The organism is Allobosea sp. OAE752 (assembly GCF_050433265.1).
GTDB lineage: Bacteria > Pseudomonadota > Alphaproteobacteria > Rhizobiales > Beijerinckiaceae > Allobosea > Allobosea spartocytisi.
Genome location: NZ_JBNPXO010000006.1, coordinates 292,358 through 317,318, shown reverse-complemented (window position 1 = coordinate 317,318; position 24,961 = coordinate 292,358). Strand labels below are relative to the sequence as shown.

The 24,961-nt window shown below is 67.1% G+C and carries 21 protein-coding genes and 1 pseudogene; 14 read left to right on the top strand and 8 right to left on the bottom strand.

Translation table 11 applies throughout. The annotated features are described in order from the left end of the window. Positions 1-404 precede the first annotated feature (404 nt). From GGC47_RS18045 to GGC47_RS18015, 7 genes are all read left to right on the top strand, one after another. A complete protein-coding gene (locus tag GGC47_RS18045) occupies positions 405-1,469 on the top strand; it encodes an ABC transporter substrate-binding protein (RefSeq protein WP_142023181.1) in 1,065 nt (354 codons plus the stop codon). A 12-nt stretch (positions 1,470-1,481) separates the two neighbouring features. Then, on the top strand, positions 1,482-2,558 hold the full coding sequence (locus GGC47_RS18040; protein ID WP_142023180.1) for an ABC transporter ATP-binding protein: 1,077 nt from the start codon (positions 1,482-1,484) through the stop codon (positions 2,556-2,558). Between the two features lies 1 nt (position 2,559). Beyond that, positions 2,560-4,386 (top strand): ABC transporter permease subunit, encoded by a 1,827-nt coding sequence (locus GGC47_RS18035; RefSeq protein ID WP_429068581.1) that lies wholly within the window; start codon positions 2,560-2,562, stop codon positions 4,384-4,386. 30 nt (positions 4,387-4,416) lie between these two features. Further along, positions 4,417-5,139 carry an aspartate/glutamate racemase family protein gene (locus GGC47_RS18030; protein ID WP_142023179.1) on the top strand — a complete coding sequence of 241 codons (723 nt, stop codon included), beginning with the start codon at positions 4,417-4,419 and terminating at the stop codon, positions 5,137-5,139. 64 nt (positions 5,140-5,203) lie between these two features. Further along, positions 5,204-6,319: an NAD(P)/FAD-dependent oxidoreductase gene (locus tag GGC47_RS18025; RefSeq protein ID WP_142023178.1), complete on the top strand. Its 1,116-nt coding sequence runs from the start codon at positions 5,204-5,206 to the stop codon at positions 6,317-6,319. Next, on the top strand, positions 6,303-6,596 hold the full coding sequence (locus GGC47_RS18020) for a (2Fe-2S)-binding protein (protein ID WP_112763725.1): 294 nt from the start codon (positions 6,303-6,305) through the stop codon (positions 6,594-6,596). Before GGC47_RS18025 ends, GGC47_RS18020 begins: the two co-directional genes overlap by 17 nt. Beyond that, positions 6,593-7,990, top strand: a complete 1,398-nt coding sequence (locus GGC47_RS18015; RefSeq protein ID WP_370955028.1) for an FAD/NAD(P)-dependent oxidoreductase — start codon at positions 6,593-6,595, stop codon at positions 7,988-7,990. The genes GGC47_RS18020 and GGC47_RS18015 overlap by 4 nt, the downstream gene beginning before the upstream one ends. A 319-nt stretch (positions 7,991-8,309) precedes the next feature. Here the strand turns inward: GGC47_RS18015 and GGC47_RS18010 are convergent, their stop codons facing one another. After that, positions 8,310-8,624: a MarR family winged helix-turn-helix transcriptional regulator gene (locus GGC47_RS18010; RefSeq protein ID WP_429068585.1), complete on the bottom strand. Its 315-nt coding sequence runs from the start codon at positions 8,622-8,624 to the stop codon at positions 8,310-8,312. 131 nt (positions 8,625-8,755) lie between these two features. Between GGC47_RS18010 and GGC47_RS18005 the strand changes: the two genes are divergently transcribed. Beyond that, the gene (locus tag GGC47_RS18005; protein ID WP_142023175.1) at positions 8,756-9,952 is read left to right on the top strand and encodes an FUSC family protein; all 1,197 of its coding nucleotides are present in this window, start codon (positions 8,756-8,758) and stop codon (positions 9,950-9,952) included. Here GGC47_RS18005 and GGC47_RS18000 read toward each other — a convergent pair. The 7 genes and pseudogenes from GGC47_RS18000 to GGC47_RS17970 form a co-directional block, all read right to left on the bottom strand. Further along, a pseudogene (locus GGC47_RS18000) lies at positions 9,943-10,609 on the bottom strand (transposase); the annotation flags it as partial. The gene GGC47_RS18005 and the pseudogene GGC47_RS18000 sit on opposite strands and share 10 nt — an antisense overlap. An 11-nt stretch (positions 10,610-10,620) precedes the next feature. Then, positions 10,621-11,583, bottom strand: a complete 963-nt coding sequence (locus GGC47_RS17995) for a M14 family metallopeptidase (RefSeq protein ID WP_185748052.1) — start codon at positions 11,581-11,583, stop codon at positions 10,621-10,623. A 73-nt stretch (positions 11,584-11,656) separates the two neighbouring features. Further along, positions 11,657-12,862: an NAD(P)/FAD-dependent oxidoreductase gene (locus GGC47_RS17990; protein ID WP_142023173.1), complete on the bottom strand. Its 1,206-nt coding sequence runs from the start codon at positions 12,860-12,862 to the stop codon at positions 11,657-11,659. A 19-nt stretch (positions 12,863-12,881) separates the two neighbouring features. Then, positions 12,882-13,982 carry an ABC transporter ATP-binding protein gene (locus tag GGC47_RS17985; protein WP_142023172.1) on the bottom strand — a complete coding sequence of 367 codons (1,101 nt, stop codon included), beginning with the start codon at positions 13,980-13,982 and terminating at the stop codon, positions 12,882-12,884. Beyond that, positions 13,979-15,937 (bottom strand): dipeptide/oligopeptide/nickel ABC transporter permease/ATP-binding protein, encoded by a 1,959-nt coding sequence (locus GGC47_RS17980; protein WP_429068580.1) that lies wholly within the window; start codon positions 15,935-15,937, stop codon positions 13,979-13,981. Before GGC47_RS17980 ends, GGC47_RS17985 begins: the two co-directional genes overlap by 4 nt. After that, a complete protein-coding gene (locus GGC47_RS17975; protein WP_038363357.1) occupies positions 15,934-16,860 on the bottom strand; it encodes an ABC transporter permease in 927 nt (308 codons plus the stop codon). Before GGC47_RS17975 ends, GGC47_RS17980 begins: the two co-directional genes overlap by 4 nt. Positions 16,861-16,987: 127 nt before the next feature. Further along, positions 16,988-18,520 carry an ABC transporter substrate-binding protein gene (locus tag GGC47_RS17970; protein WP_038363356.1) on the bottom strand — a complete coding sequence of 511 codons (1,533 nt, stop codon included), beginning with the start codon at positions 18,518-18,520 and terminating at the stop codon, positions 16,988-16,990. Positions 18,521-18,751: 231 nt separating this feature from the next. Between GGC47_RS17970 and GGC47_RS17965 the strand changes: the two genes are divergently transcribed. The 6 genes from GGC47_RS17965 (at position 18,752) to GGC47_RS17940 (ending at position 24,951) form a co-directional block, all read left to right on the top strand. Next, a complete protein-coding gene (locus GGC47_RS17965; protein WP_038363354.1) occupies positions 18,752-19,648 on the top strand; it encodes a LysR family transcriptional regulator in 897 nt (298 codons plus the stop codon). A gap of 150 nt (positions 19,649-19,798) precedes the next feature. Further along, entirely contained in the window at positions 19,799-20,704 is a 906-nt protein-coding gene (locus GGC47_RS17960) for a LysR substrate-binding domain-containing protein (protein ID WP_429068579.1), read from the top strand. 219 nt (positions 20,705-20,923) lie between these two features. Then, a complete protein-coding gene (locus GGC47_RS17955; protein WP_370955032.1) occupies positions 20,924-21,892 on the top strand; it encodes an ABC transporter permease in 969 nt (322 codons plus the stop codon). Positions 21,893-21,897: 5 nt separating this feature from the next. After that, positions 21,898-22,842, top strand: a complete 945-nt coding sequence (locus GGC47_RS17950) for an ABC transporter permease (protein WP_142023167.1) — start codon at positions 21,898-21,900, stop codon at positions 22,840-22,842. Next, positions 22,842-23,924, top strand: a complete 1,083-nt coding sequence (locus tag GGC47_RS17945) for an ABC transporter ATP-binding protein (RefSeq protein ID WP_370955033.1) — start codon at positions 22,842-22,844, stop codon at positions 23,922-23,924. Before GGC47_RS17950 ends, GGC47_RS17945 begins: the two co-directional genes overlap by 1 nt. Beyond that, a complete protein-coding gene (locus GGC47_RS17940; RefSeq protein ID WP_370955034.1) occupies positions 23,917-24,951 on the top strand; it encodes an ABC transporter ATP-binding protein in 1,035 nt (344 codons plus the stop codon). The genes GGC47_RS17945 and GGC47_RS17940 overlap by 8 nt, the downstream gene beginning before the upstream one ends. Positions 24,952-24,961: the final 10 nt, after the last annotated feature.

Genomic DNA, 24,961 nt, shown 5'->3' with positions numbered 1-24,961 from the left:
TCGGCGGCTCGATCGACGTTCTCTCGCACCGCATGTCGAACCCCGCATGCGATGCGGCGGCCCGGGCATAGCGGCGGTCGTTCCCGGGATTCGAGATGCCGGTGCTGGCATGCCGTCCATCGGGACAGCGATCATCCAGCTAAACTTTTCCCAACCCCGCCGTAACGAGCGTATCGCTTTCCTGAAAGCGCCCGGACACGACGTATTCGTAGATTATTCTACCACAAACGGACGCGAATTCAGTCATTCCATCCCTCGCGGAAGCAGAGAATCGAGCGTAGATGGATCCGTCCGCTTTGAAAAACAGATTGACCTGTTTGAAGAACAGTCTCCAATTTCGACGCAGGCATAGATGACCATCGAAGACCATTTCTCCACCTGACTCCAAGAAAAAGGGGAATGTCATGCCGGATCACTCGTTCGTTCGTAATGGAATTTCGCGGCGCGGCCTTCTCGGCGGTGGCGCCGGCCTGATCGCCGCGCCCTTCATCATCCGCCCGGCTTCCGCCGCCGAGCGGATCACCGTGGCAGATCCCGGCGGCGTCTACGTCACCGGCTTCACCCCCGCCTTCTATGCGCCCTTCCGCAAGACCGGCGTCGAGCTCGTCAACGTCTCCCGCGACTCCGAGCCGACCAGCCAGGTGAAGGCGCAGGTCGACGCCAAGTCCTATGTCTGGGACGTCGTCTCGATCACCCTGTCGTCACGCAAGCTGCTCTCGGATGCCGGGCTGCTCGAGCCATTGCAGTTCTCGGGCGCGGATTACGACGAGCTTCTGCCGCTGGCGAAGCAGCCGGACTGGCTGGGCACCAACGTCTATGGCAGCGTGCTGGGCTACCGCACCGACAACATGAAGGCCCGCCCCTCGAACTGGGCCGATTTCTACGACGTCGCCAGGTTCCCCGGCCGCCGCGCCCTGCCGAAGAGTCCGATCCATACGCTCGAAGGAGCGCTGCTGGCGGATGGCGTCGACCCGAAAAAGCTCTACCCGCTCGATGTCGACCGGGCCTTCAAGAAGCTCGACACGATCAAGCCGCATATCGCGGTCTGGTGGACGAGCTTCACCCAGACGACGCAGCTCCTGCAGAGCGGCGAGGTCGATTTCCTGCCCTCCAGCAATGCGCGCATCCAGGCGGCGATCGACAATGGCGCGCCGGTCGAGATCATCTGGGATGGCGGGCTTTACGGCATGGAAGGCTGGGCGATTCCGAAGGGCTGCCCGCGGGCGGAGCTCGCCAAGAAGTTCATCGCCTCCTGCGCCAATGGCGAGCGGCAGGCGCTCTACACCAAGGCGCTGGCCTATGGCCCGACCAACCAGACGGCGTTCAAGTTCATCGACCCCGCCCGCGCCAAGCAATTGCCGACGGAGCCGGCCAACTTCAGCAAGCTGATCCCGAGCAACGACGAATGGTGGGGCGCGAACAAGGACAAGATGTTCGAGCGCTTCAACGCCTGGCTGCTCCGTAGCTGAGGCGCAGGCCCGATGTCGGAGAAGCTGCGAACCGAACAGGTCACCAAGCGCTACAACGAGGTGGCGGCGCTGCAGCCGACGACGCTCTCGATGCGCGACGGGGAGTTCCTGACGCTGCTCGGGCCATCCGGCTCGGGCAAGACCACGCTCCTGTCGCTGATCGCCGGGCTGACCGAGCCGACGGGTGGCGACATCTGGATCGACGGGCGGCGCGTCACCGACGAGCCCTCGGCGAAGCGCGGGCTGGGCATGGTCTTCCAGAACTATGCCCTGTTCCCGCATCTCTCGATCTACGAGAACATCGCCTTTCCGCTGCGCATGCGCCGGATGGGCGCGGCCGAGATCGACGCGGCGGTGCGCCGGGTGCTCGACCTCATCCATCTGCCCCATGTCGCGGAGCGCCTGCCGCGCGAATTGTCCGGTGGCCAGCAGCAGCGGATCGCGTTGGCGCGCTGCATCGTCTACGAGCCCTCGATCATCCTGATGGACGAGCCGCTCGGCGCCCTCGACAAGAACCTGCGCGAGCACATGCAGACCGAGATCAAGCGTCTGCATGTCGAGCTCGGCATCACCATCCTCTACGTCACGCATGATCAGGAGGAGGCGCTGTCGATGTCCGACCGCATCTGCCTGATGAACAATGCCCGGGTCGAGCAGATCGGCACGCCGGCGGAATTGTATTTTAAGCCGGCCTCGGTGTTCGCGGCCGGATTCCTCGGCGAATCCAACATCGCCCCTGCGAAGGTGCTTTCGACCGGAACGGAGACCCTGCTCGGTTCTGCCAACGGCTCGACGATCAAGGTGGCGGCCGATGCCGGCCACCGCACCGATGCCGAGGTCAACTGGATGGTGCGGCCGGAACGGCTGAAGCTCATCCGCGACGGCGAGGCGCATGAGAACATCCGGCACGGCCAATTGCTCGACGCCGTCTTCGTCGGCGGCTTCACCAAGATCAATGTCCGGCTCGACGACGGCACGACCCTTCTCGCGAAGGAGCTGACATCCGGGCAGCCGCTGCCGGAGCGCGGGCAGAGCGTGACGCTCGGCTGGTCCGCCGCCGACGCCATCGTGCTGCCGCCGGGCGCCTGACATGACGGCCATGTCCGCGCGCGATTACGAACCCGCCCCCGTCGCCGAGCCCGCGATGTCAGCGCCTCAGCCGCGGCTGCGCCGCGCAAGGCCGCTCCTGCCACTGCTCCCGCTCTTCGCCTTCCTGGCGCTCTTCTTCTTTTTCCCGGTCGGGCAGATCCTGTCGCTGTCGCTATTCGACCAGGGCGGAGCGATCACCTCCGCCAACTTCGCCAAGGCCTTCTCCGATCCGCTCTATTTCGACGTCCTGCTGATCACCTTCAAGATCGCCGGCTGGACCACGGTGATCTCGGTCGTCGGCGGCTTCCCGGTCGCCTATTATCTGGCGAACGCCGCGCCCCGCAGCCGCAATGCGCTGGTCATCTGGGTGCTGCTGCCGTTCTGGACCAGCTTCCTGGTGCGGACCTTCGCCTGGATGATCCTCCTGGGACGGAACGGCGCGGTCAACCAGCTCCTGCTCGCGCTCGGCATCGTCGATGCACCGGCCTCGCTCATCTTCAACCTCACGGGCACGCTGATCGGCATGTCGCATGCGATGCTGCCGCTCGCGGTCATGACGATGCTGCCGGTGATGCAGACGATCGACGGCAACCTGTCGCGTGCTGCGGAGACGCTCGGCGCCGGACGCGCCCAGATCTTCTGGCGCATCTATATCCCGCAATGCATGCCAGGCATCAGCGCCGCCGCGATGATGGTCTTCATCAGCTCGCTCGGCTTCTTCATCACCCCTGCCCTGCTCGGCGGCGCACGCGAGACCATGCTGACGCAGGTGATCATCACCCAGATCCAGGAGTTGCTGAACTGGCCGGCGGCCAGCACGCTCTCGGTCCTGCTGCTCGCAGCCTCGATCTTGGTCTTCGTCGCCTATGACCGGGTCGTCGGACTGTCGAGCCTGGCCGGCGGCTCCGCCGACCGCTCGGCGCGGACGGTTTCGGCCTGGTCGCGCATTCTCGACGTGATCGGCCGGGCGATCGTCAACGGCCTCGGCAGCCTCTGTGCCGGCATCGGCGCGGTCTTCGCCTGGCTGCTTCCCGCACGCGCCTTCCGCGGGCTCGGCCGGGGCAGCAGCCTCGCGCTATTCCTCATCGTCGTCGCCTTCCTGCTGATCCCGACGCTCTTCGTGATCCCGGCCTCCTTCACGCCGGGCAATGCGGTGCAGGCCAATCCGGGCGGCTTCTCGCTGCGCTGGTACGAGGCCGTCTTCGCTTCCTCCGACTGGACCAGCGCCGCCTGGAATTCGCTCGTCGTCGGGCTGGCTTCGGGCGCCGTGGCGCTGGTGCTGGGCACGATGGCGGCCTTCGCGATGGCCTGGAACCGCTTTCCGGGCAAGACCGCCGCGCTCGCGGTGATCCTCTCGCCGCTCATCGTGCCGCGCATCGTCATCGCGGTCGCCCTGTTCTTCCTCTATTCGAAGCTCGAACTGGTCGGGACGGTGACCGGGCTGGTCATCGCCCATGCCGTGCTGGCCGTGCCCTATGTCGTCATCACCGTGATGGCGGTGCTCGCAACCTATGACCGGCGGCTCGACCAGGCGGCGGCGGTGATGGGCGCGAGCCGGTGGCAGACGCTGCGCCGGATCACCTTGCCGATCATCAAGCCGGGATTGCTCTCCGCCTTCCTCTTCGCCTTCGTCACCTCCTTCGACGAATTGACGGTGGCGCTGTTCCTGACCGGCGGCTCCTTCAACACGCTGCCGCGCCAGATGTGGTCGGACCTGCTGCTCCAGATCAATCCGACGCTCGCGGCCGTCGCGACCTTGCTGCTGGTGCTGATGACCGGCCTCCTGTTCCTCAACGAGCGGTTCCGGCGTTCGGCCGGCCGCCACTGACGCCCACGCGGCACGATCCGGAAGGGTTCCATGCGCAACAACCTTCGCCAGAAGACCTATTACGGCGTCACCGTCGGCATCCTGATGGTCAACAGCCGCTTCCGGCGCTGGCCGGGCGATATCGGCCACGCCGGCACCTGGGATTTTCCGGTGCAGTACAAGATCGTCCACGACGCCGTGCCCTCGCGCATGACGGAGCTGCACCAGTCCAGCCTGCTCGAACCGTTCAAGCGCGCGGCGCAGGAGCTGATCGATGCCGGCGTCGACGGCATCACCACGACCTGCGGCTTCCTCTCGATCTACCAGCGCGAGCTCGCGGATTTCTGCTCCGTGCCGGTCGCGACCAGCGCGCTGCTGCAGGTGCCGATGGTCGAGCGCATGCTGCCGACTGGCAAGAAGGTCGGCATCCTCACCTACAATGCCGAGGTGCTGAACGGCCCCTATCTGCGCGCCGTCGGCATCGCCGAGGACACACCCGTCGTCGGCCTGCCGCAGAGCTCCGAATTCGTCCGCAGCATCCGCGAGGGCGACGACACCGTTCCCTATGACATGCTGCGCAACGAGGTGCTCGCCGCCGCGGGCGATCTCCTGAGCCGGCATCCCGATGTCGGTGCCATCGTCGGGGAGTGCACCAACCTGACGCCGTTCAGCGCCGATATCGCCGAACGCTTCGGCCTGCCGGTCTTCGACGCGGTCACGATGGTCAACACCTTCCATGCGGCGCTGAAGCCGCGGCGCTTCGGCACGGACTGACCATCGACGCTGCCATGAAACGCGCTCGGACCTATTCGCCCTGTCACGACATGGGCAGGGCCGCATGAGGAGCCCGCACAAGACGGGAATCGCCGTCATCGGCGGCGGCATCGTCGGCGCGAGCGTCGCCTATGGTCTCGCCGCCCGCGGTGAAAAGGTGACGCTGTTCGACGAGGGCGACATCGCCTTTCGGGCGGCACGCGGCAATCTCGGCAATGTCTGGGTGCAGGGCAAGGGCGCGGGCGGCCCGGCCTATGCCGACCTGACCCGGCGGGCGGCGAAGGATTGGGACGATTTCGCCCACGATCTCGGCGCCGAGAGCGGGATCGACCTGCATTTCCGGCGGCCCGGGGCGTTCTTCTTCTGCTTCACGGAAGCGGAACTGGAACGCCGCAGCAAGACGCTGACCGATCTGGATGCCCAGGCCACGGTGCCGAGCCGATTCGAGGTCATGGACAATGCCGGCATTCGCAGGTTGCTGCCCGAGGTCGGCTCCGCGGTGGTCGGGGCGACGTTCTGCAGCGACGACGGCACGACGAACCCGTTCCATCTGCTGCGCGCCCTGCTGTCGGTGTTCGAACGGCGCGGCGACTACCGGCCCGGCCACCCCGTAACGCGCCTTGCGCCGGACGGCTCGGGTTTTCGGGTGGAGACGCCTCAGGGCGACTGGCTCGCCGATCGGGTGATCCTGACCGCCGGGCTCGGCAACAAGGTACTCGCACCCGGGCTGGGCCTGTTCGCTCCGATCCGTCCCGTCCGGGGCCAGATTCTGGTCACGGAGAAACTGAAGCCTTTCCTGCGCTACGGGATCAGCTTCATCCGCCAGACGGTGGAGGGCGGCGTCATCTTCGGGGAATCCTCGGAAGAGGCCGGGCTGGACGATCGCACCACGCCCGATGTCATCCAGACGACGGCCCAACGCGCCGTCGCCGCCTTGCCGCTGCTCGCCAATGCGCAGGTCGTGCGCAGTTGGGCGGCGCTGCGCGTGATGTCGCCGGACGGCATGCCAGTCTATGCCGAGTCGGCGGCCCATCCGGGCGCCTTCCTGGTCACGGTCCATAGCGGCGTCACGCTCGCGCCGTTCCATGCCGGCCCCCTTGCCACCGCATTGTCCGCCGGCCGGCTGGATCCGGCCTGGCAGCCTTTCTCATCGGATCGCTTCAGTGTTCCAGCGTCTTGACCTCCGGGAATTCGATACCTCGTTCACCTTCGCGGGCAGAGCCATTCCCGCCCGCGAAGGGGAGAATCTCGCTGCGGCCATTCTGCGTGCCGACATCAAGGCCTTCCGCAGCACACCGCGATCAGGGGCCCCGCGCGGCCCCTATTGCATGATGGGGGTGTGCTTCGAATGCCTCGTCACGGTCGATGGCGAGCCCAATCGGCAGGCCTGCCTGGAGATCGTGCATGGCGGCATGGTCGTCGAGCCGCAGGCGGGTGCCGCGGAGATCAACCGGTGATCGCCCCGTTCGACGTCGCGATCATCGGCGCGGGGCCGGCCGGCATGGCGGCTGCCGTCATGGCCCGGAAGCAGGGGCTGAGCTGCGTGGTGTTCGACGAGGCCGGCCGACCCGGTGGCCAGATCTATCGCGCCGTTACCGAGCGGCCGGAACGGGATCGCCAGGACATCCTGGGACCGGACTATTATGCGGGTCTCGACCTGGTCGAGGCCTTCCAGCGCTCCGGCGCGGAGCATCGCGCCGGGACGATGGTCTGGTCCATCGCAGAGGGAGAGATCCATTGGCGCTCGCGCAGCGGCTCGGGCGTGACCTTCGCGCGCCGGATCGTCGCGGCGGCCGGTGCGATGGAGCGTCCCTTTCCGCTCCGCGGCTGGACCTTGCCCGGCGTGATGACCGCCGGCGCGGCCCAGATCCTGCTGAAATCCGCCGGGCTGGTGGAGGACGACATTGTCTTCGTCGGTTGCGGGCCGCTGCTCTACCTCGTCGCGGCGCAATATTGTCGCGCCGGCCATCCGCCGCGGCTGATCATCGAGACGACACCGCGGAGGAACCTCGGCGCGGCACTCCCGCATCTCCCGCGAGCCCTTCTCGCCGCCCGCTATCTGTTCAAGGGGCTCGGTCTGATCCGCGAGCTGCGGGCCGCGGGCGTTCGGATCGAGCGCGGCGTGGAGCAGGTGGAGCTCGAAGGCGAGGACGCCATACGCGGCGTGAGATGGCGTAGCGGCGGGCGCTGGCAGCGCGCCGATACGGGCCGTGTCGCGCTCCATCAGGGCGTCGTGCCCAATGTGAATCTCGCCATGGCTCTGCGCTGCCGGCACCTCTGGGACGAGCGCCAGCGCTGCTGGCGGCCCGCGCTCGACGAGTGGAACCGCTCCAGCCAGCCCTGGCTCTGGATCGCCGGCGACGAAGCCGGAATCGCCGGCGCCGTTTCGGCGCGGCTGAGCGGCGCGCTCGCCGCACTCGACATCGCCCGCGACCTCGGCGCGATCGACGAGCGGGAGCGCAACAGGGCCGGCACTCCTTTGCGGGCGGCGCTCGGGCGCGACCGCGCCGTCAGGCCGTTCCTGGAGACGCTCTACCGGCCGAGCGACGCCTTCGTCGTGCCGCAGGCGGACGACGTCATCATCTGCCGCTGCGAGGAGGTGACGCGCGGCGAGATCGCGCGCGTCGTGAAGGAGGGCGCGGCAGGCCCTAACCAGGCGAAGGGATTCCTGCGCTGCGGGATGGGGCCCTGCCAGGGCCGAATGTGCGGGCATACGGTCACGGAGACGATGTCCGCGCTGAGCGGGAAAGGCCAGGAGGAGATCGGCTACTTCAGGCAGCGCATGCCGATCAAGCCGATCACTACAGGCGAGATCGCAGCCGCAGCCCCATTCGACGGGGAAGGCGCGTGAAGCGGCTCGAAGAACCTCATGCGCGGGGCGATACGCATGAGTTCTATGAGCCGATCGATAGACGCCGAAGGGAACGAACGGATGAGGCGCCGGTTGATGCGCCGTGGCCCATCTCGTCATCCGCGATGAGCAGGAGCTGACCGCTGCGCTGGAGCGGGCGGAGGAACTGCTGGGCTGTACCACCGCTAGCGACGAAGAACGCGAGCGCGCGGCAGTCGCCGATGCTGTCGAGACCTATCGGCAATCCAAGCGCCGGGCCGAGTCCCGCCTGGTCATTCGCCTTCGGCAGGAGCCGCCGAAATCCGAACCCTGGGGGCTGTCATTCTGCAGCCTCTTCATCACCAGGGCCGCGGTGGAGGGCAAGCTTGAGCATGGCCTCGGACGAAGCGAACAGCAGATCGCGCTCCTTCTCGTTCAGCACGGCTGCGATGGCGTTCTCCAACCAGACCCGCCGCGCATGAATATCGTCGGCCAACACGCGCCGCCCTCGATCGTTGAGGGCAATGAGGATTTCGCGCCGATCGGCATCGCTTCGGGCTCTGACAATGAGGCCCTCCTGCTCCAGACCCGCGAGGATGCGAGTCAGCGACTGGGGCTGAAGACGTTCCTCGGTAGCGAGCTGGGTGGCGGCCATAGGGCCAAGCCGGCTTAGGGTTCCGAGGATGCTGACAGCGGACAGGGTGACCGAACCCTTCGGACGCTCTGCTCGCAGCCGGCGGCCGAGCGCCAGAACGGCCCGCAGAACCGATATGGCTTCCTCACGGGATGAACTTTCCATATGCTACGCATAGCGTATTATATCGGGAGGCACCAGGACATCCGGAGCGAATGCCGAACCTGAGCACAAGAGCGCATCTGCGGGAGGCTCTTCGCTGGTCCCCAGACGGGAAAATCGAGGTCGCCGCGATTCTTGCGGCGGGGCTGGGCATGGCCTGCCCGGTGCTTCTCGCCATGCAGAGAGGGCACCTCGAGCTGGGCCTTGCTGCGGCCATCGGCGGCCTCGCGGTGGGGCGCGTGGAGATTGGCGCAGGCTTGCAGGCACATGCAAAGAGCGAGCTCGATGCGCTCGTTCCCATAGTTCTCGCTGCGCTTTGTGCAGCCCTTCTTGGAGGATATGGCTGGCTGAGCAATGTCGGGCTGCTCCTGCTTTCGGGCATCGCTGCGGTGATCAGCGGCTTCAGTCGCTTCATGGTCGTAGCGGCGACCCGTTTTGTCCTCTTCCTGATGATTGTGAGCGCCGTGCCGCCGGCTGCGGAACCCGTGCGCGCATTGACCTCGCTGGGGTTCGTGGGGCTGATTTCCGCGGGTGCGTTTTGGACCTCAGGGCTCAACCTGCTTTTCGGCGCCCTCGCCCGCCGAACCCGGCAAGCAGCGCCGGAGCCCGCCGATGCGCCGGTCCGGGTCCCGACGGCACGACAGAAATTCGTCCGCTGGCGACGCTCGCTCGCCGCGCCGGCCGGCTGGAGCTACCCTGCAAGGCTGGTCACTTGCCTGGCGATTGCTACGGGGCTGGATATCGCCTGGCCCAACCATCATTTTCACTGGATCGGGCTGACCGTGGCGATCCTGACTCCGCGGCACGTGGAGACTGTGCCGATCAAGGCAACACAGAGGGCGCTTGGCACGGCACTCGGGGTTGCCGCGGCAGGGATCTTCCTGCGGCTGGGACTGCCCGCGTGGGCTCTCGTGGTCGCCATCGGGCTTCTGGCCGCTGTGCGCCCTGTGCTGCGGGGCGGCAATTATCTTGCCTACTCGGCTGTGATGACGCCGCTGATCATCCTGCTCATCGACGCCGGTCGGACGTTGGAGAACGATCTGCTGCTCGATCGTCTCGTCGCCACGCTGATCGGCGCATCACTCGTGGTTGGCGCCAACTTGTTGTTCGTCCAATTCACTGCACGACGAAACGAAAACACGTCCCCGCCCGCAATCGCCCGGTCCCTCGACGACGGTGAGCCGTAGGCGCCGTCGGCGGCGAGCTTGGCCGGCCACAGGCCGAAGCGCTCTTGCGTCCAGTCCGAGCATGGTCCGGGTCGAGCCGACCTCGGCCTGCCGGATCGCGCGGCTGGCCTCGACCTCGACGATGACGGCGTGATCGAGATCGATCAGATCGTTGGGGGCATAGGCGAAGAAGGCCTGGCCCTTCAGGGCTCCGGTCCATTGCGCCGCCGGATCGGAGCGGGAGACGAACTTCGGCTTGGCCTCGCTGGCCGCGCCCCAGGCGGCCTCGTCGAGCGTGTCGAGATACTCGCGCACCGAGCAGCGGGTCCGGGCGAGATCGTCCCAGTCGACCGGCTCGGAGGCTTCGGCCGAACGCTGCTTGTTGGCATCAGCCTTGATCAGGCTGGCATCGACCGCAAAGCCTTCGCCGCCGACCAGCCCCTCCGCGATGCAGAGCCGCACGGGCGTCTCGAACAGCTCGCGCAACAGATCGCTCTCGCGGAAGCGGCCCTGCCGGTTCTTCGAGAAGGTCGAGTGATCAGGCGCGCCGCCGTCGAGCCCGAGCCGACAGAACCAGCGGTAGGCCAGGTTCAGACGCACCTCCTCGCACAGGCGACGCTCGGAGCGGATGCCGAAGCAATAGCCGATCAACAGCATCCGGATCATTCGCTCCGGATCGCTCACTTTGCCTAGATCAGGCTGCCTATGTTTCCAACGAGCTGCCCCTTGGCCACAAAAGCATGCTCGGTTTGCCGCAGGACGAAGCCGGACACCGGCGCCTTGATCTCAAGCGCATTCGCGGAAACGCCACCAATCGGGTGCAGTCGCGCTACGAGTTGCCCACTTTCAACCTTGTCGCCGAGCTCAATGCAATGTTCCACCAGTGCAGGCGCAGGAGCGAGATATTGCCCGTCCGCCCCGGCGCTGAAATGCACGCCGGCAAAGGGCACGGGCTCTAGCTGCGGCTTGATCGCGCCGAAATCGGCGAGCGCGCGCAGGAGGCCGTCCTCCATGATCGTCAGCTCTTCGGATTTCATCCGGCCGCCGCCGCCCTCGACCTCGATCGAGGCGAGATCGGCGAGCTTGGCGGCACCGCAGGCCGTCTCGTCGATGCCGTCGACATGCTGGACGAAACGGTAGCCCCAGGCTTCCATCAGCCGATTCAGGCGGGCATCGTCGACCACGCTCTTCTGCGTCGCGAAGCCGAAGACCATCGGCACCACCGAGACGTCGCTGCCGCCGGCATGAACGTCGATCAGCAGATCGACGGCGGGGAAGAGCCGCTCCGTCACGAAGGCGCAGAGCCGTTCCGTCGGCGTGCCGTCCGCCTTGCCGGGGAAGCGGCGGTTCATGTTCTGGCCGTCGAAGGGAGAGAGGCGCTTGCCCTTCTGCGAGGCCGGGAAATTGAGCGAGGGGATGATGATGACGCGCCCGGTGACATCGGCCGGCGTCAGCCGCTCGGCCAGGCGGCGCAGCACGATCTGCGCCTCGTACTCGTCGCCATGGATGCCGCCGAGCAGCAGCACCGAGGGGCCTTCGCCATTATTGATGCAGCAGAGGATCTCCCCTGCGATCCCCTCAGGCGGCCCCACGATCGGGCCGAGGTCGTGGACGGTCTTGCCGGGGCGGGCGGGGTCGAAATCGGTCAGCATGAATCCAGATCCTGTCCTGCGGCGGATGCGGGCAGGGCCGCATCCGCCGGCTGGCGTCGATGGTGTGGAGGGGTCAGGCCGCGGCGCGCCCGAGCGCGGCGGCCTTGAGCATCTCGGCCGGCTTGTGGAAACGCAGCGGCGAGAACGGCTCCAGCGCCTCCGGCTTCTCGCCGGTCGCGATCCATTCGCTGAACAGCCTGGTGAAGCCGAGCGAAATGGCGAAGCCGTGGCCGGACCAGCCATAGCCGTAAATCAGGTTCGGCAACGCCTCGGCCTGTCCGATCAGCGGAATCTGGTCGGCCGCGACAGCCTCCACCCGCGAGGCGTCGACGCTGAGCAGGCTGGAGTTGTCGATGAAGGGCATGGTCAGGAGGCCGTCGGTGACGTTCTGCGTCATCGAGCTGAGGGAGCCCTTCCACAGCCCTTCCGGCGTGTAGCCGACATGGGCTCCGCCCGAGAGCATGATCGTGCCGTCCGGGAGCTGCTTCACCGCCAGCCGGCGATGCGCATGGGAGAGCAGGTGGTTGATCGTCCTGTTCAGCGGGTTCGAGACGAAATGCATCTGCGGCATCAAGTTCCAGACCGGGCCGAGCTCATGCGGTTTCAGCACGGGCTTGAGCAGCGCCTCGGCGCCGGCATTGGCGACGACGACGAGGCGCGAGCCGACCGGGACCGTCTCGCCGCTGGCGAGCTTGACCGCCGTCACCGCCCCGCGCGTCTGCACGATCTCGGCGACCTTGGCGCCCGTGCGGATGACGGCGCCGGCCTTAGCCGCCTCCTTGGCGAATTGGCGCGTCGCGAAGCTGTGGTCGCCGACGCCGTCATGCGGGCACCAGATCGCGCCGAGGATGCCGGGAGCAAGTTCAGGCTCGCGGGCGAGCGCCTCGTCGCGCGAGAGCACCTCGGAGGGTGTGCCGAGGCTCGCCTGGACCATCGCGGTCGCTTCCATGCGGCCGCGCACCTCGTGCTCGCGATGGCCGTAGGAGACGTCGTAGATCTTGAGGCCGCCGACGCGGCGGTAGCCGACGCCGCCCTCGATCCTGGCCTGGTATTCGGCCCAGAGTTGCTGGGCCAGCGCGCAGACCGGCAATTCGCGCAGGTCGCGGCCGCTGGCGCGCACACCACGCTCGCCGGGCCCGCCCGAGGCACCGCCGGCGATCTCGCCAGCCTCGAGCAGGGTGACGCTGCGGCCCGCCTTGGCGAGCTGATAGGCCAGGCTCGTCCCGTAGATGCCGCCGCCGACGATGACGACTTCGGAGGCGCTGTTGTGATCGGACATCGATCGAATCCTTCGTCTTTCAACTCTCTTGGATGTGGGGGCGTTCAACCGCGAAATGACAGCTCGCGGCGCTGCGGCCCCCGGGCGCAGGGTGGAGAACGGGCGTTTCCTCAACGCAGCGGCGCGGCAAGCGTCCGTCGGGCGTGTTGACGCCCGGCAGGCCCTCGGCGGCGAGCTCGCGAGCGAGCGGGCAGCGCGTGTGGAAGCTGCAGCCGCTGGGTATGGCGAGCGGGCTCGGGATCGAGCCTTCGAGCAAAGCGGGGCGCCCGGCGCGCTGCGGCGGCACCGCAGGCGCGGCAATCGCCATCAGGCTGCGCGTATAGGGATGACGCGGCGCGCCGCAGACCTCCTCGACATCGCCCTGCTCGACGAAGCGGCCGAGATACATGACACCAACCGCGTCAGCCATGTGGGCGACCAGGGCAAGGTCATGGGTGATGACGATATAGGTCAGGGCGAGGCGGGCCTGCAGCTCGGCGAGCAGGTTGATGATCTGCGCCTGTACGGAAACGTCTAGCGCGCTCACCGGCTCGTCGAGGACGAGGATATCCGGCTCGCAGATGATGGCGCGGGCAATGGCGACGCGCTGGCGCTGGCCGCCCGAGAGCTCGTGTGGATAGCGGACCAGATGCGCCGGGTTCAGCCCGACCATGGCGATCACGGCATCGATGCGCGCGGCGCGGGCTGTGCGCTCGCGATGCAGGCCATGCACGGTCAGCGCCTCAGACAGGGTGTCGAATACGGTCATGCGCGGATCGAGCGAGGCGCGCGGATCCTGCAGGACGAGCTGGACCTTGCGGCGCAGCGCGCGCAGGCCGGTCTTGTCGAGCGTCGAGAGCCGAGTGCCGTCGATCGTGACCTCGCCGGCAGTGGGCTTGAGCAAGCCGACGACGAGCCGGGCGAGCGAGCTCTTGCCGGAGCCGGATTCGCCAACGATGGCGAAGCAGGTCCCGCGCCGGACGCTGAACGAGACGCCGTCGACGGCGCGCACCACCGGCGCCGCGACGCGGCTCAACAGCGTCTTCCGGCCGCCGAAATGCCGGCTGATCCGATCCACGACGACGATGTCGTCGCTCTCGGTGTCCGGATGTCGGGGTGGCAGGCGGAAGGGCGCGTTCACGACAGGCCCTCCTCGGCGAAGAGGCAGGCGACCTGCCGGCCGGAGACGGTCCGCGGCTCGGGCTCCCGCTCGGCGCAGTCCGGGCGCCCTTGCGTGCGCGGGCAACGCGGGCGGAAGGTACAGCCCGCCGGGAACTGGCCGATGAGCGGCGGCTCGCCCGGAATGCTGCGCAGCGGCCGGCCGCGCCCCTCGCCGGCACCGGGCGCGGAGGCGCTGAGCGCCAGCGTGTAGGGATGCAGCGGCCGCTCCAGCACGGTCGCGACCTCGCCGCTCTCCACGATGCGGCCGGCATACATCACCGCGACGTCGTCGGCGAAGCGGGCGACAAGGCCCAGGTCATGGGTGACGAGCAGCACCGCCATGCCGCGCTTCGCCTGGATCTCGCGCAGCAAGACCAGGATCTGCTGCTGGATCGTGACGTCGAGCGCGCTGGTCGGCTCGTCGGCGAGCAGCACCTGCGGGTCCTGGGCGAGCGCGATCGCGATGACGATGCGCTGTTTCATCCCGCCCGAGAACTGGTGCGGATACATGGCCAGGCGCCGCTCGGGATCGGCGATCCTGACATCCTTCAAGAGGGCGATGCAGCGCTGCCGGACGGCTTCCTTGTCGAGGCTCGATCCGGCGCTCACCGCCTCGGCGAGCTGGGCGCCGACCGTCAGGACCGGGTTGAGGGCGCTCGCCGCGTCCTGGAAGACGACGCCGATCTTGCGTCGGCGCAGCTCGCGCAGGGCCGTCGCGGAAAGCCCGAGCGCGGATTGCCCGCCGATGCCGATCGCTCCTTCCGTGATCGCGACCTCCTGTGGATTGGCGAGCGTGCCGATGGCCCGCAGCAAGGTCGATTTGCCGGAACCGGATTCGCCGACCAGCGCCAGCGTCCGGCCCGGACGGATCGCGAGATCGACCCCGCGCACGACATCGAGCAGGCCGTCGCGGGTCCGGAAGGCCATGCGCAGGGCCTTGACCGAAACGGCGTTCACAGCGTCGGGAGCAGTGGCGGGAATTGTCGGGGAACCGCGGCGCAGGAAGGCGAAGAGCGGCGCCCTCCCGGCACTACGCCGGCTGGTCGGGTCGTAGATCACACGCAACGCTTCGCCCAGCAGGTTGAAGGCAAGCGCGGAGACGGCCAGGAACAGGCCGGGGAAGGTCGCGAGATAAGGGTGGCTGCGGATGTAGGAGCGGCTTTCGCCAAGCATCGTGCCCCATTCCGGGAAGGGCGGCTGCGTGCCCAGCCCGAGGAAGCCGAGGCCGGAGGCCGAGAGCAGCGTCGAGGCGAAGAGCAGGGTCGAGAGCGTCAGGAGCGTGCCCGAGATGTTCGGCAGCACATGGCGCAGGATGATGCGGGCCGGGCTCGCGCCGAGCGCGGCCGAGCCCTCGATATAGGGTTCGGCCAGGATGCTCAGCGTCACGGCGCGGGCCGTGCGAGCGAAGACCGGCACCGCGACCACGCCGACCGCGATGATGACATTCTGGGTATTGGCGCCGAGGATCGCCACCACCGCTAGCGCGAAGACGATGTCGGGAAAGCTCAGCATGATGTCGATGGCGCGCATCAGCACCGCCTCGATCCAGCCGCGCCGCCAGGCGGCGAGGATGCCGAGCGGCACGCCGATGAGGAACGCCACGGCGACACCGCCGACACCGATGCCGAGCGTCGCGCGCGCACCCACCAGCACGCGGCTGAAGACGTCGCGGCCGAGCTGGTCGGTGCCGAACCAGTGGGCGGCGGAAGGCGGACGCAGGGTCTGGGCGAAGTTCTGGCGGAAGGCGTCCTGCGGCGCGAGCATCGGCCCGAAGACTGCGAGCAGCAGATAGAGCACGACCAGCGTCAGCCCGATCGCGCCCTTGGGCTGGGAGAGGATGCGCCACAGCAGGGTCCAGCGCCGGCGCGGAGGGGCAGCGTCGGATTTCGCGGCGAGAGGAGGAGCGCCAGCGGCCATGTCCTGCACCAGGCTCATGCCGGCCTCTCCTGCTCGCGGGTGCGCGGGTCGAGCCATTGCGTCAGCAGGTCGGTGACGAGGTTGATGACGACGAAGAAGACCGCGAACATCAGGATCGCGTACTGGATCACGGGATAGTCGGCGCGCGAGACCGCATCGACGAGCAGCCGGCCGACGCCGGGGATGCCGAACACAGTCTCGGTGACGACCGAGCCGCCGAGCATGCCGCCGAACTGCACGCCGGCGACGCTCACCGCCGCGATCAGCGAGTTGCGCAAGGCATGGGCGAGCACGACACGGGTTTCGCTCAGCCCCTTGGCGCGGGCGGTGTCGAGATAGTCCTTGCCCATCGTCTCGGTCAGGCTGGCCGCGACGAGGCGGCTGAACATCGCGGCCGGCCGCGTGGCGATGACGAGGATCGGCAGGACGAAATGCGCCGGTGTCGAGGCCCCGGCCGCCGGCAGCCAGCCGAGATGGACCGCGAAGAGCCAGATGCAGAGCAGGCCGAGCCAGTAGATCGGCATCGAGATCCCCGCGAGTGTCAGCACGGTGATCGCCGCATCGGCGAAGCCGCCCGGGCGCATCGCGCTGACAATGCCGGCGAGCGTGCCGACGACGACGCCGATGACGAGCCCGCCAATCGAGACGATCAGCGTGTTCGGCAGCCGCTCCGCCAGTTCGACGACGACGGGGCGATGGGTGCGGAAGGAGGTCGCGACGGCCGGGTCCCAGATGCCGCGCAGGAAATGGCCGTAGCGCGTGAGCAAAGGCTCGTTCAGGCCGAGGAACTGACGGATGCTCTCGATCTCCTCGTTCGAGGCGGTCGGCCCGGCGAGAATCTGCGCCGGGTCGCCTGGGATCAGGTCGACGAAGAGAAAGACGAGCAGCGAGACCGCGAACAGCGTCGGCAGCGCTCCGCCCAGGCGTCTCAGAACGAACATCGTCCGGCCCTCCGCTTGCGTGGCGCCGGAGCATTTCCGCGTTTTGCAGAAACGCCGAAATGCTCCAACTCTTTGTTTGATCGCATTTTCTTCACGCGAACCCGTGCCCACTTCGCTCGAAAATGCGCTAGTTCAGGGTCACCTTGTCGAAGACCAGCGTCTCGTTGGGCTGGACGGCGAAGCCCTGGACGCGGTTGGCGACGCCGATCGCCTGGGTTTGGTACCAGAGGAAGAGGAAGGGCTGGTCCTTCCAGACGATCTCCTGGACCTCGCCATAGATCGCCTTCTGCTTCGCCGGATCGGTCGTGGCCCGGCCTTCCTTCAGCAGGGCGTCGACGCGCGGATTGGAATAGCCGGTGCGGTTGGCGCCGACGCCGGTGTAGAACAGGCGGTAGAGCGTGTAGTCCATGCCCGCCGTGGCGCGCCCGACCATGCCCATATTGTCGGTGCGCTGGGCCGGCTCCATGCCGACCACCTTGGTCCAGGTTCCGCGATCGACGACGAGCGGCGTCGCCTTGATGCCGACATCCTCGAAGGAGCCGGCCAGGGCCTGGCAGACCTGCACGTCCTTGATGTAGCGCCCGGTCGGGCAGGTGAAGCTGAGCGCGAGCTGGCCGGGCTTGTAGCCGGCTTCCGCGAGCAGCTTTTTGGCGCCGGCCGGATCGAACGGGATCGGCGGGAAGGTCTTGCGCAATTCGTCCTGCGTGCCGGGGCCGACCATGCCGACCGAGGGCGTGCCCAGCCCGCCGAGGACACCCTTGGCGATGCCCTCGCGATCGACGGCGAGGTTCAGCGCCTGGCGCACCCGCGGATCGGCCAGCGGGCCGCGCAGCACCATCTCCATGTTGATCGAGAACATGCTCGGCGGGGTGACGACCTTGGCGCTCTTGAGCGCATTGATCGCGGCGATCGATTCGGGCGGCACGCGCTCGACGATGTCGGCGGCGCCGGTCTCCATCAGCGCCATGCGCGAGCCGTCCTCCGGCACCACGGTGAACTCGATCGCCTTCAGCGTGGCCGGATAATCGCCCGCATATTTCGGATTGGGCACGAGGCGGAAGCCTTCGCCGCCGACATAGCGCTCGACCATATAGGGGCCCGAGCCGACAGGCTTGCGGCCGTACTCGGCGCCCATCTCCTTGAGCGCCTTGACGTTGACGATGCTGGCTGCGGTGCTGGCGAGCAGCATCAGCACGTGGCCGTTGGGCTCGGCCATGTGGAACTCGACCGTATCCTCGCCGACCGCCTTCACCGTGCCGAGCGAAGCGTAGAGCCCGCGATAGATCGAGCCGGTCTTCTCGTCGAGCATGCGGTTGAAGCTCGCGGCCACCGCCTCCGCGTTCAGCGGGTCACCGTTGCTGAAGGTTTTCCCCGCCCTGATCTTGACGGAGAAGACCTTGCCGTCCGGCGAGAAGGAGGAGTCCGTCGCGAGGCTCTTCTGGACATTGTTCTGCGGATCGAGACGGAAGAGCCCCTCCAGCACCGCGAGATCGACCGCATTGCCGACCGGCAGGTCGTTGAAGGCCGGGTCGAAGGTCGCCGGATCGGCACCCACGGCGACGCGCAGGACCCCGGCGGGCTGCGCGAAGGCCTGGGCGGCGAGGAAAGAGAGGCCCGTGGCCAACGCCGCCACGGTGCAGGAATGACGAAGGCTGCGCATGTTCTGCTGTTCCCCAAGCTGGCAATTTCGTCGGTCCGGGCAAGCGTCATGGCGCGCGCGAGCGCCCCACCGCCGGCCCGGTGCGAAGTCAGTCTCTGGTTTTTTGGCCGCCTTCCCGGTCATCCGGTCGAAAGTGCGGATAACGGCGACATCGGTCAGCAGATCACAGCATTCGATCTGCCTCAAATTCATAAATTTACGATCTATATGAACTCAGGTTATGGTCATGCCATGCATTACCGCCAGGTCGAAGTCTTCAAGGCGATCATGGATTCCGGCTCGATCACCGAGGCGGCCAACATCCTGCGCATCTCGCAGCCCGCGGTCAGCAAGGCCCTCAAATTGCTGGAGGCCGAGCTGGGCTTGCGGCTTTTCGCGCGCACGACCAAGGGCATCGCCGCGACCGAGGAGGCGCGGCTGCTCTATACCGAGGTCGAGCGCACCTATTTCGGCATGCAGAATCTGGCGCGCTTCGCCGCCGGTCTCAGCGACCGCAAACAGGGGCGCATCGTCGTCAGCACCATTCCCGCGCTGGGCATCGCCTGGCTTCCGGCGATGGTCGCCCGCTTCTCCGAAGCGCATCCCGACGTAACGATCTCGCTGCATTCGAGCAATTCGGCCGACGCCGCGCGGCTGGTCGGCAGCGGCGAGATCGATCTCGGCATCGCCCAGCTCCGCAGCGAGGAGTACAATCTCTCCCGTCGCAAGCTGTTCGACCTCGAAGGGGTCATCGCCTTGCCGGAAGGGCATCGGCTCGCGGGCAAGCCCTTCATCGAGGCATCCGATCTCGCGAATGAGAGGATCATCGCGCTCGGCCCCGAGGACGAGTTCCGCCGCAAGCTGACCCAGGCTCTGGAAAGCGACGGCCAGCATCCCCGGACGATCATCGATGCAAGTCTCGGCCTGACCATTTGCGCGCTCGCGGCCGCCGACTGCGGCGTCGGCATCGTCGACAGCGAGGCGGCGCGGATGCGTGACGGCCATGGCCTCGTCTTTCGCAGCTTCCGGCCGGCGATACGGGTTCCGATCTTCCTGTTCCGCCAGCGCGGCCGGCCGACGAGCAAGCTGGTCGAAACTTTCATCGCCAGCCTCAAGCCGCCGCCGCCTTTCCGGAGCGCGGCGGGCTGAGTCTGACCGCGGCCGACCCAGCTCTCTGCCCGGGGCCTTCCCTCAATGTCTCAGGCGCTTCCCCGCAGGACGCCATTGGGGGAGTATCGCTCCGCGAACTGCGCAGCCACGGGCACAGGACGCAGCGGTCGCATGTCTGCGAGGGGACGGATGACGGTGAATCTCAGGCATGTCGAGCTCTTCCGCCACATCATGCATCTCGGCACGCTGACCCAGGCGGCCGAGACGATGTCGGTCTCGCAGCCGGCCGCCAGCAAGATGCTGAACCAGCTCGAGCGCAGCACCGGCATCATCCTGTTCCAGCGCATGAAGGGACGCCTCAAGCCGACACGGGACGGCGAGCTGTATTTCGCGGAGGTTCAGCGGACCTGGGAAAGCGTCGAACGTCTCGAGCGGATGACAAAGGACATTCGCGAGCTGCAGTTCGGGCGGCTCAATCTCGGCGTCATGCCGATGCTGGCAGGGACGCTCATCCCGCCTTTGCTGACGCGCTTTTGCCGGCAACACGAGAAAACCTCGGTCAAGCTGCATTCGCGCAGCTCCGACCGCATCATCGAATGGGTCATCGCCGGGCAGATCGATGTCGGGATCACCGAACATTTCACCCCGCATCCCAATGTCATCTGCCGCCTGATCGCGCGCATCCCCAATGTCTGTGCCGTGCCCGAAGGCCATCGCCTCGCGGGGCTGAAGACGATCCGGCCCGAGGATCTCGACGGCGAGAACTTCGTCTCGATCGGATCGCCGGATCGTCGCATCTTCGTCGAGAAGGTCTTCGAGCAGGCGGGCGTGCTGCCACGCATGTTCATCGACGCGCCAATGGCCAACGTCGCCAGCGCCCTGGTCGCCAATGGCGCCGGGATCGCGCTCGTCGACGAGCTCAACGCGCACAGCTTCATCGGACGCGGCCTCGTCGCGAAGCCCTTCGCGCCGGAAATCTTCTCTCCGGTCTGGCATCTGCGTCCGAACACCCTGACGGGCTCCTCGCTGGCCGACGCACTGATCCGGGATATCGAGGACGAGCTGAAACGGCTCGGCTACAGCGCGGATTCGTGAGGAGCGGGAGGGCGCCGCAAAGGTCCAGGTCGGCACGAACGCCATAACCTGCAGGAATGAACTGGCAAAATCATATTCTTTGACGCCTCGATTTCCGGTCCATACCTTCGCTGTCATTGACATAGATCAAACAAACGGGACCCGGTCCTGGCTGCGCCGCACAGCGCATCCAGAACACGGGAGATCTATGGCCAATCTGAACGGGAGATACTGGCCGCAATGCGGGTTTTCGTCTTTCTGACGAGGAGGCTGATCTTTGCGATCATCCTGATGATCGGCGTCAGCGCAGCGATCTTCTTCCTGATCAACGCGATCGGCAATCCGATCGAGCTGATGATGGCAGAGACGCCCGGCATGACCGGCGAGGTGATCGAGCGCATGAAGTCCTATTACGGGCTCGATCAGCCGCCGCTCACCCGCTACCTGCTCTGGCTCGGGCGGCTGCTCCACCTCGATTTCGGCACCAGCATTGTCTATAATCAGCCGGTCGGTTCGCTGATCCTGACCTGGGGCTGGCAGACCCTCAAGATTCAGGTCCCCGCCATCCTGATCGCGCTGGCAATCGCGATCCTCTTCGGCGTCACGGCCGCCCGCCGCCAGCATTCTCGCTCGGATTTCGCGGTAATGGGCACGGCGCTGCTTGGCCAGTCCCTGCCGGCCTTCTTCCTCGGCATCCTGCTGATCTTCCTGTTCTCCTACACGCTCGACTGGCTGCCGAGCTACGGCGCCTATTCGACCCGCAACCCGCTCGGCGGCAGCCCGACGCTCGACGCGCTCTGGCACATGGTGCTGCCCGTCGCGATGCTGACCTTCTTCAACACCGCGACGCTGACGCTGCTGATGCGCTCGAACATGGTCGACGTGCTGAAGAGCGACTTCATCGCCGCGATGCGCGCCAGCGGCATCCCCGAGCGGCGCGTCATTTACGTTCACGCACTGCGCGCCGCCTTCATCCCGATGCTGACCTATCTCGGGCTGCTGATCGGCCTGATGCTCGGCACCGCGCCGGTGACAGAATCCGTCTTCACCTGGCCGGGGCTGGGCTCCCTCTATGTCGCTGCGATCCACCAGCTCGACTACCCCGTCATCATGGGCGCGAGTGCGGTCATCGCCTTCATGCTGATCTGCACGACCCTGCTGACGGACGTGATCTACGTCCTCATCGATCCCCGCATCAGCCTGGAGTGAGCGGCGTGACCGACCAGACGATCGCGAGCCACGCATCCCTGCCAAAGCCGCTGCCCAAGCCCGCAAAGGGGATCTGGCGGCAAGGTTGGCAGCGCTTCACGAAGAGCCGCACCGGCATGCTCGGCCTCGTGCTCGTCATGCTCGTCGTCGCGACAGCGGTGATCGGCCCCTTCCTCGCGCCCTTCGATGCGCATGACCAGAGCCCGATGCTCGACCCCGGCGCCAAGGCGCCGCCGAGCTGGACGCATTGGCTCGGCACCGACCGCATGGGCTACGACGTGCTCAGCCGCCTGATCTACGGCGCGCCGACGGCGCTCGCCGTCGGGCTCGGCGCGATGTCGATCGCCTCCGTGATCGGCGTGCTGGTCGGAGGCTTTGCCGGCTATCGCGGCGGAACCACCGACGAGGTGCTGATGCGCTTCACCGATTTCTTCCTGGTCATCCCGATGTTCGTCGTCATTCTCGCCGTGGTGCGGTTGCTCGGCGTCGCCATCGTCAACACGCCCTTCGAAAGCGTGCCCTATCTCAATCTCGGCGTGATCATCCTGCTGATCGGCGTCTTCTCCTGGGCGCCGATCGCGCGGATGACGCGGGCCGAGTTCCTGCGGCTCAAGAACCAGGAATTCGTCGAGGCGGCACGCTGCATCGGCGCGACCTCGGGCGACATCCTGTTCCGCCACATCCTGCCGAACGCCTTGCCCTCGCTGATCGTCATCATCGCGCTCGGCATCGGCGGGGCCGTGCTGGCGGAGGCGATGATCGGCTTCCTCGGCTTCGGCGATCCGGCCGCAGTGAGCTGGGGCCAGCTCCTCTACTTCAACTACGAGGCGCTCAAGGTCGCGCCCTGGGCTTCGCTGAGCCCCGGCCTCGCGATCTTCGTCACCGTGCTCGGCTTCAACCTCCTGGCGGACGGGCTGACCGACGCCTTCAACCCGCGGGCCAAAGCCTGATGACGAGCCTCACCGCTGAAAGACAGGCCGCATCTGCTGAGCCGGAACAGTCCGAAGCCGCGGGCATCGAGGCGCCCGTGCTGGTCTCGGTCGAGAATCTGCGCATCCAGTTCCCGCCTTGGAACGCGCCGATCCGGGTTATTGAGGACGTTAGCTACCAAGTGCGTGCCGGCGAGACGATGGGCATCGTCGGCGAATCCGGCAGCGGCAAGACGCTGTCGAGCCTGGCGATCCTCAACCTCCTGCCGCCGCCAGCGCGGATCGCGGGCGGGCGCATCCTGTTCGAGGGCGAGGACCTCGCGGTGAAATCGCAGCGCGAGATGCAGAAGCTGCGCGGGCGACGCCTCACCATGATCTTCCAGAACCCCGGCTATTCGCTCAATCCGCTGCTGACCGTCGGCGCCCAGCTTGCCGAGATCCTGAAGGTTCACGAGAAGCTGCCGCGCGCGGCTGCACTGCAGCGCGTCGAGGAGCTGTTCCGTCTCGTCGGCATCACCGATCCCGGCCCGCGCCTGTCGCAATACCCGCATGAGATGAGCGGGGGCATGAAGCAGCGGGTCTGCATCGCGCGGGCGCTGCTGTGCAATCCGGCGCTGGTGCTTGCCGACGAGCCAACCACGGCGCTCGACGTCACCATCCAGGCGCAGATCCTCGACCTGCTCGAGGAGCTGAAGCAGCGGCTCGGCATGTCGATGATCTTCGTCACCCACGATATGGGCGTGGTGGCGCGCATAGCCGACCGGATCACCGTGATGTATGCCGGCCAGGTCTGCGAGACCGGCGACAAGCACGCCGTCTTTGCCCGGCCGTCGCACCCCTATACGCAAGCCCTGCTCGCCTCGACGCCGCGGATCGACAAGCGCTACGCCGCCGATGCCGAAGGGAGGCGCGAGCGCCTGCCGACGGTCGGGCTCGCGGCAACGCCGGGCCAGCCGCTCGGCGGCGGTTGCCGCTTCGCCGGGCGTTGTCCGGAGGCTGCGCCGGACTGCACGCAGCTCGTGCCGCAGGCCGCCGCAATCGAGCCCGGCCGCGTCGTCCATTGCCTGAAGCGCGGCAGCGCCGGAGTGCCCGGCCATGGCTGAGACCGCGATCGCTCCCGTGCCCGAGCCCCGCCAGCGTACGAGCCGTAAGCCGCTGCTCAGCGTCGACGGGCTGGTGAAGAGCTATCCGCTGCACCGGCGCGGCCTGTTCCGCCAGAAGGTCATGGGCGAGATCCGCGCCGTCAACGACATCAGCTTCAGCCTGGACGAGGGCGAGACGCTGAGCATCGTCGGCGAGAGCGGCTGCGGCAAGACCACCGCCGCTCGCTCGATCCTGCATCTCGTCCCGCCGAGCTCCGGCGCGATCAGGCTCGGCGATACCGATGTCTGCGCGACCTTCTCACGCGACCGCCGGCCGGAGGTGCTCGCGCTGCGCCGGCAGATGCAATACGTCTTTCAGGATCCCTATCTCTCGCTCAACCCGCGCTGGAGCGTCCGGCAGATCCTGTCGGAGCCGCTCAGGGTTCACGGCCTCGTTCCCCCGGCGCAATGGGACGGCGCGGCCGAGGCGCTGCTGGAGCGCGTCGGGCTGCCGGCCGAGCATGCCGACCGCTACCCGCATGAATTCTCCGGCGGCCAGCGCCAGCGCATCGGCATCGCACGCGCGCTCGCCGTCGAGCCGCGCCTGCTGATCTGCGACGAGCCGGTGTCGTCGCTCGACGTCTCCGTGCGCGCCCAGATCCTCAACTTGCTCGCCGAATTGCAGGAGGAGCTGAAGCTCTCCTATCTCTACATCTCGCACGATCTGAGCTCGGTGCGCTTCCTCAGCAACCGCATCGCGGTGATGTATCTCGGCAATCTCGTCGAGATCGGCGAGGTCGACGAGATCTTCGCCCGGCCGCGCCATCATTATACCGCGGCCCTCATCTCCGCGATTCCGGTGCCCGATCCGGCCCGGCAGAAGCCGCGCGACGCGATCAGCGGCGAGATTCCCAGCGTGGTGAAGCGGCCTTCCGGCTGCGTCTTCCACACCCGCTGCCCGGCGGCGCTGCCGATCTGCTCCCGACAGGTTCCGCCGCTCGCCGCCCCGGACGGCGCCCACGCCTTCGCTTGCCACAACCCGCGCTAATGCGGACCAG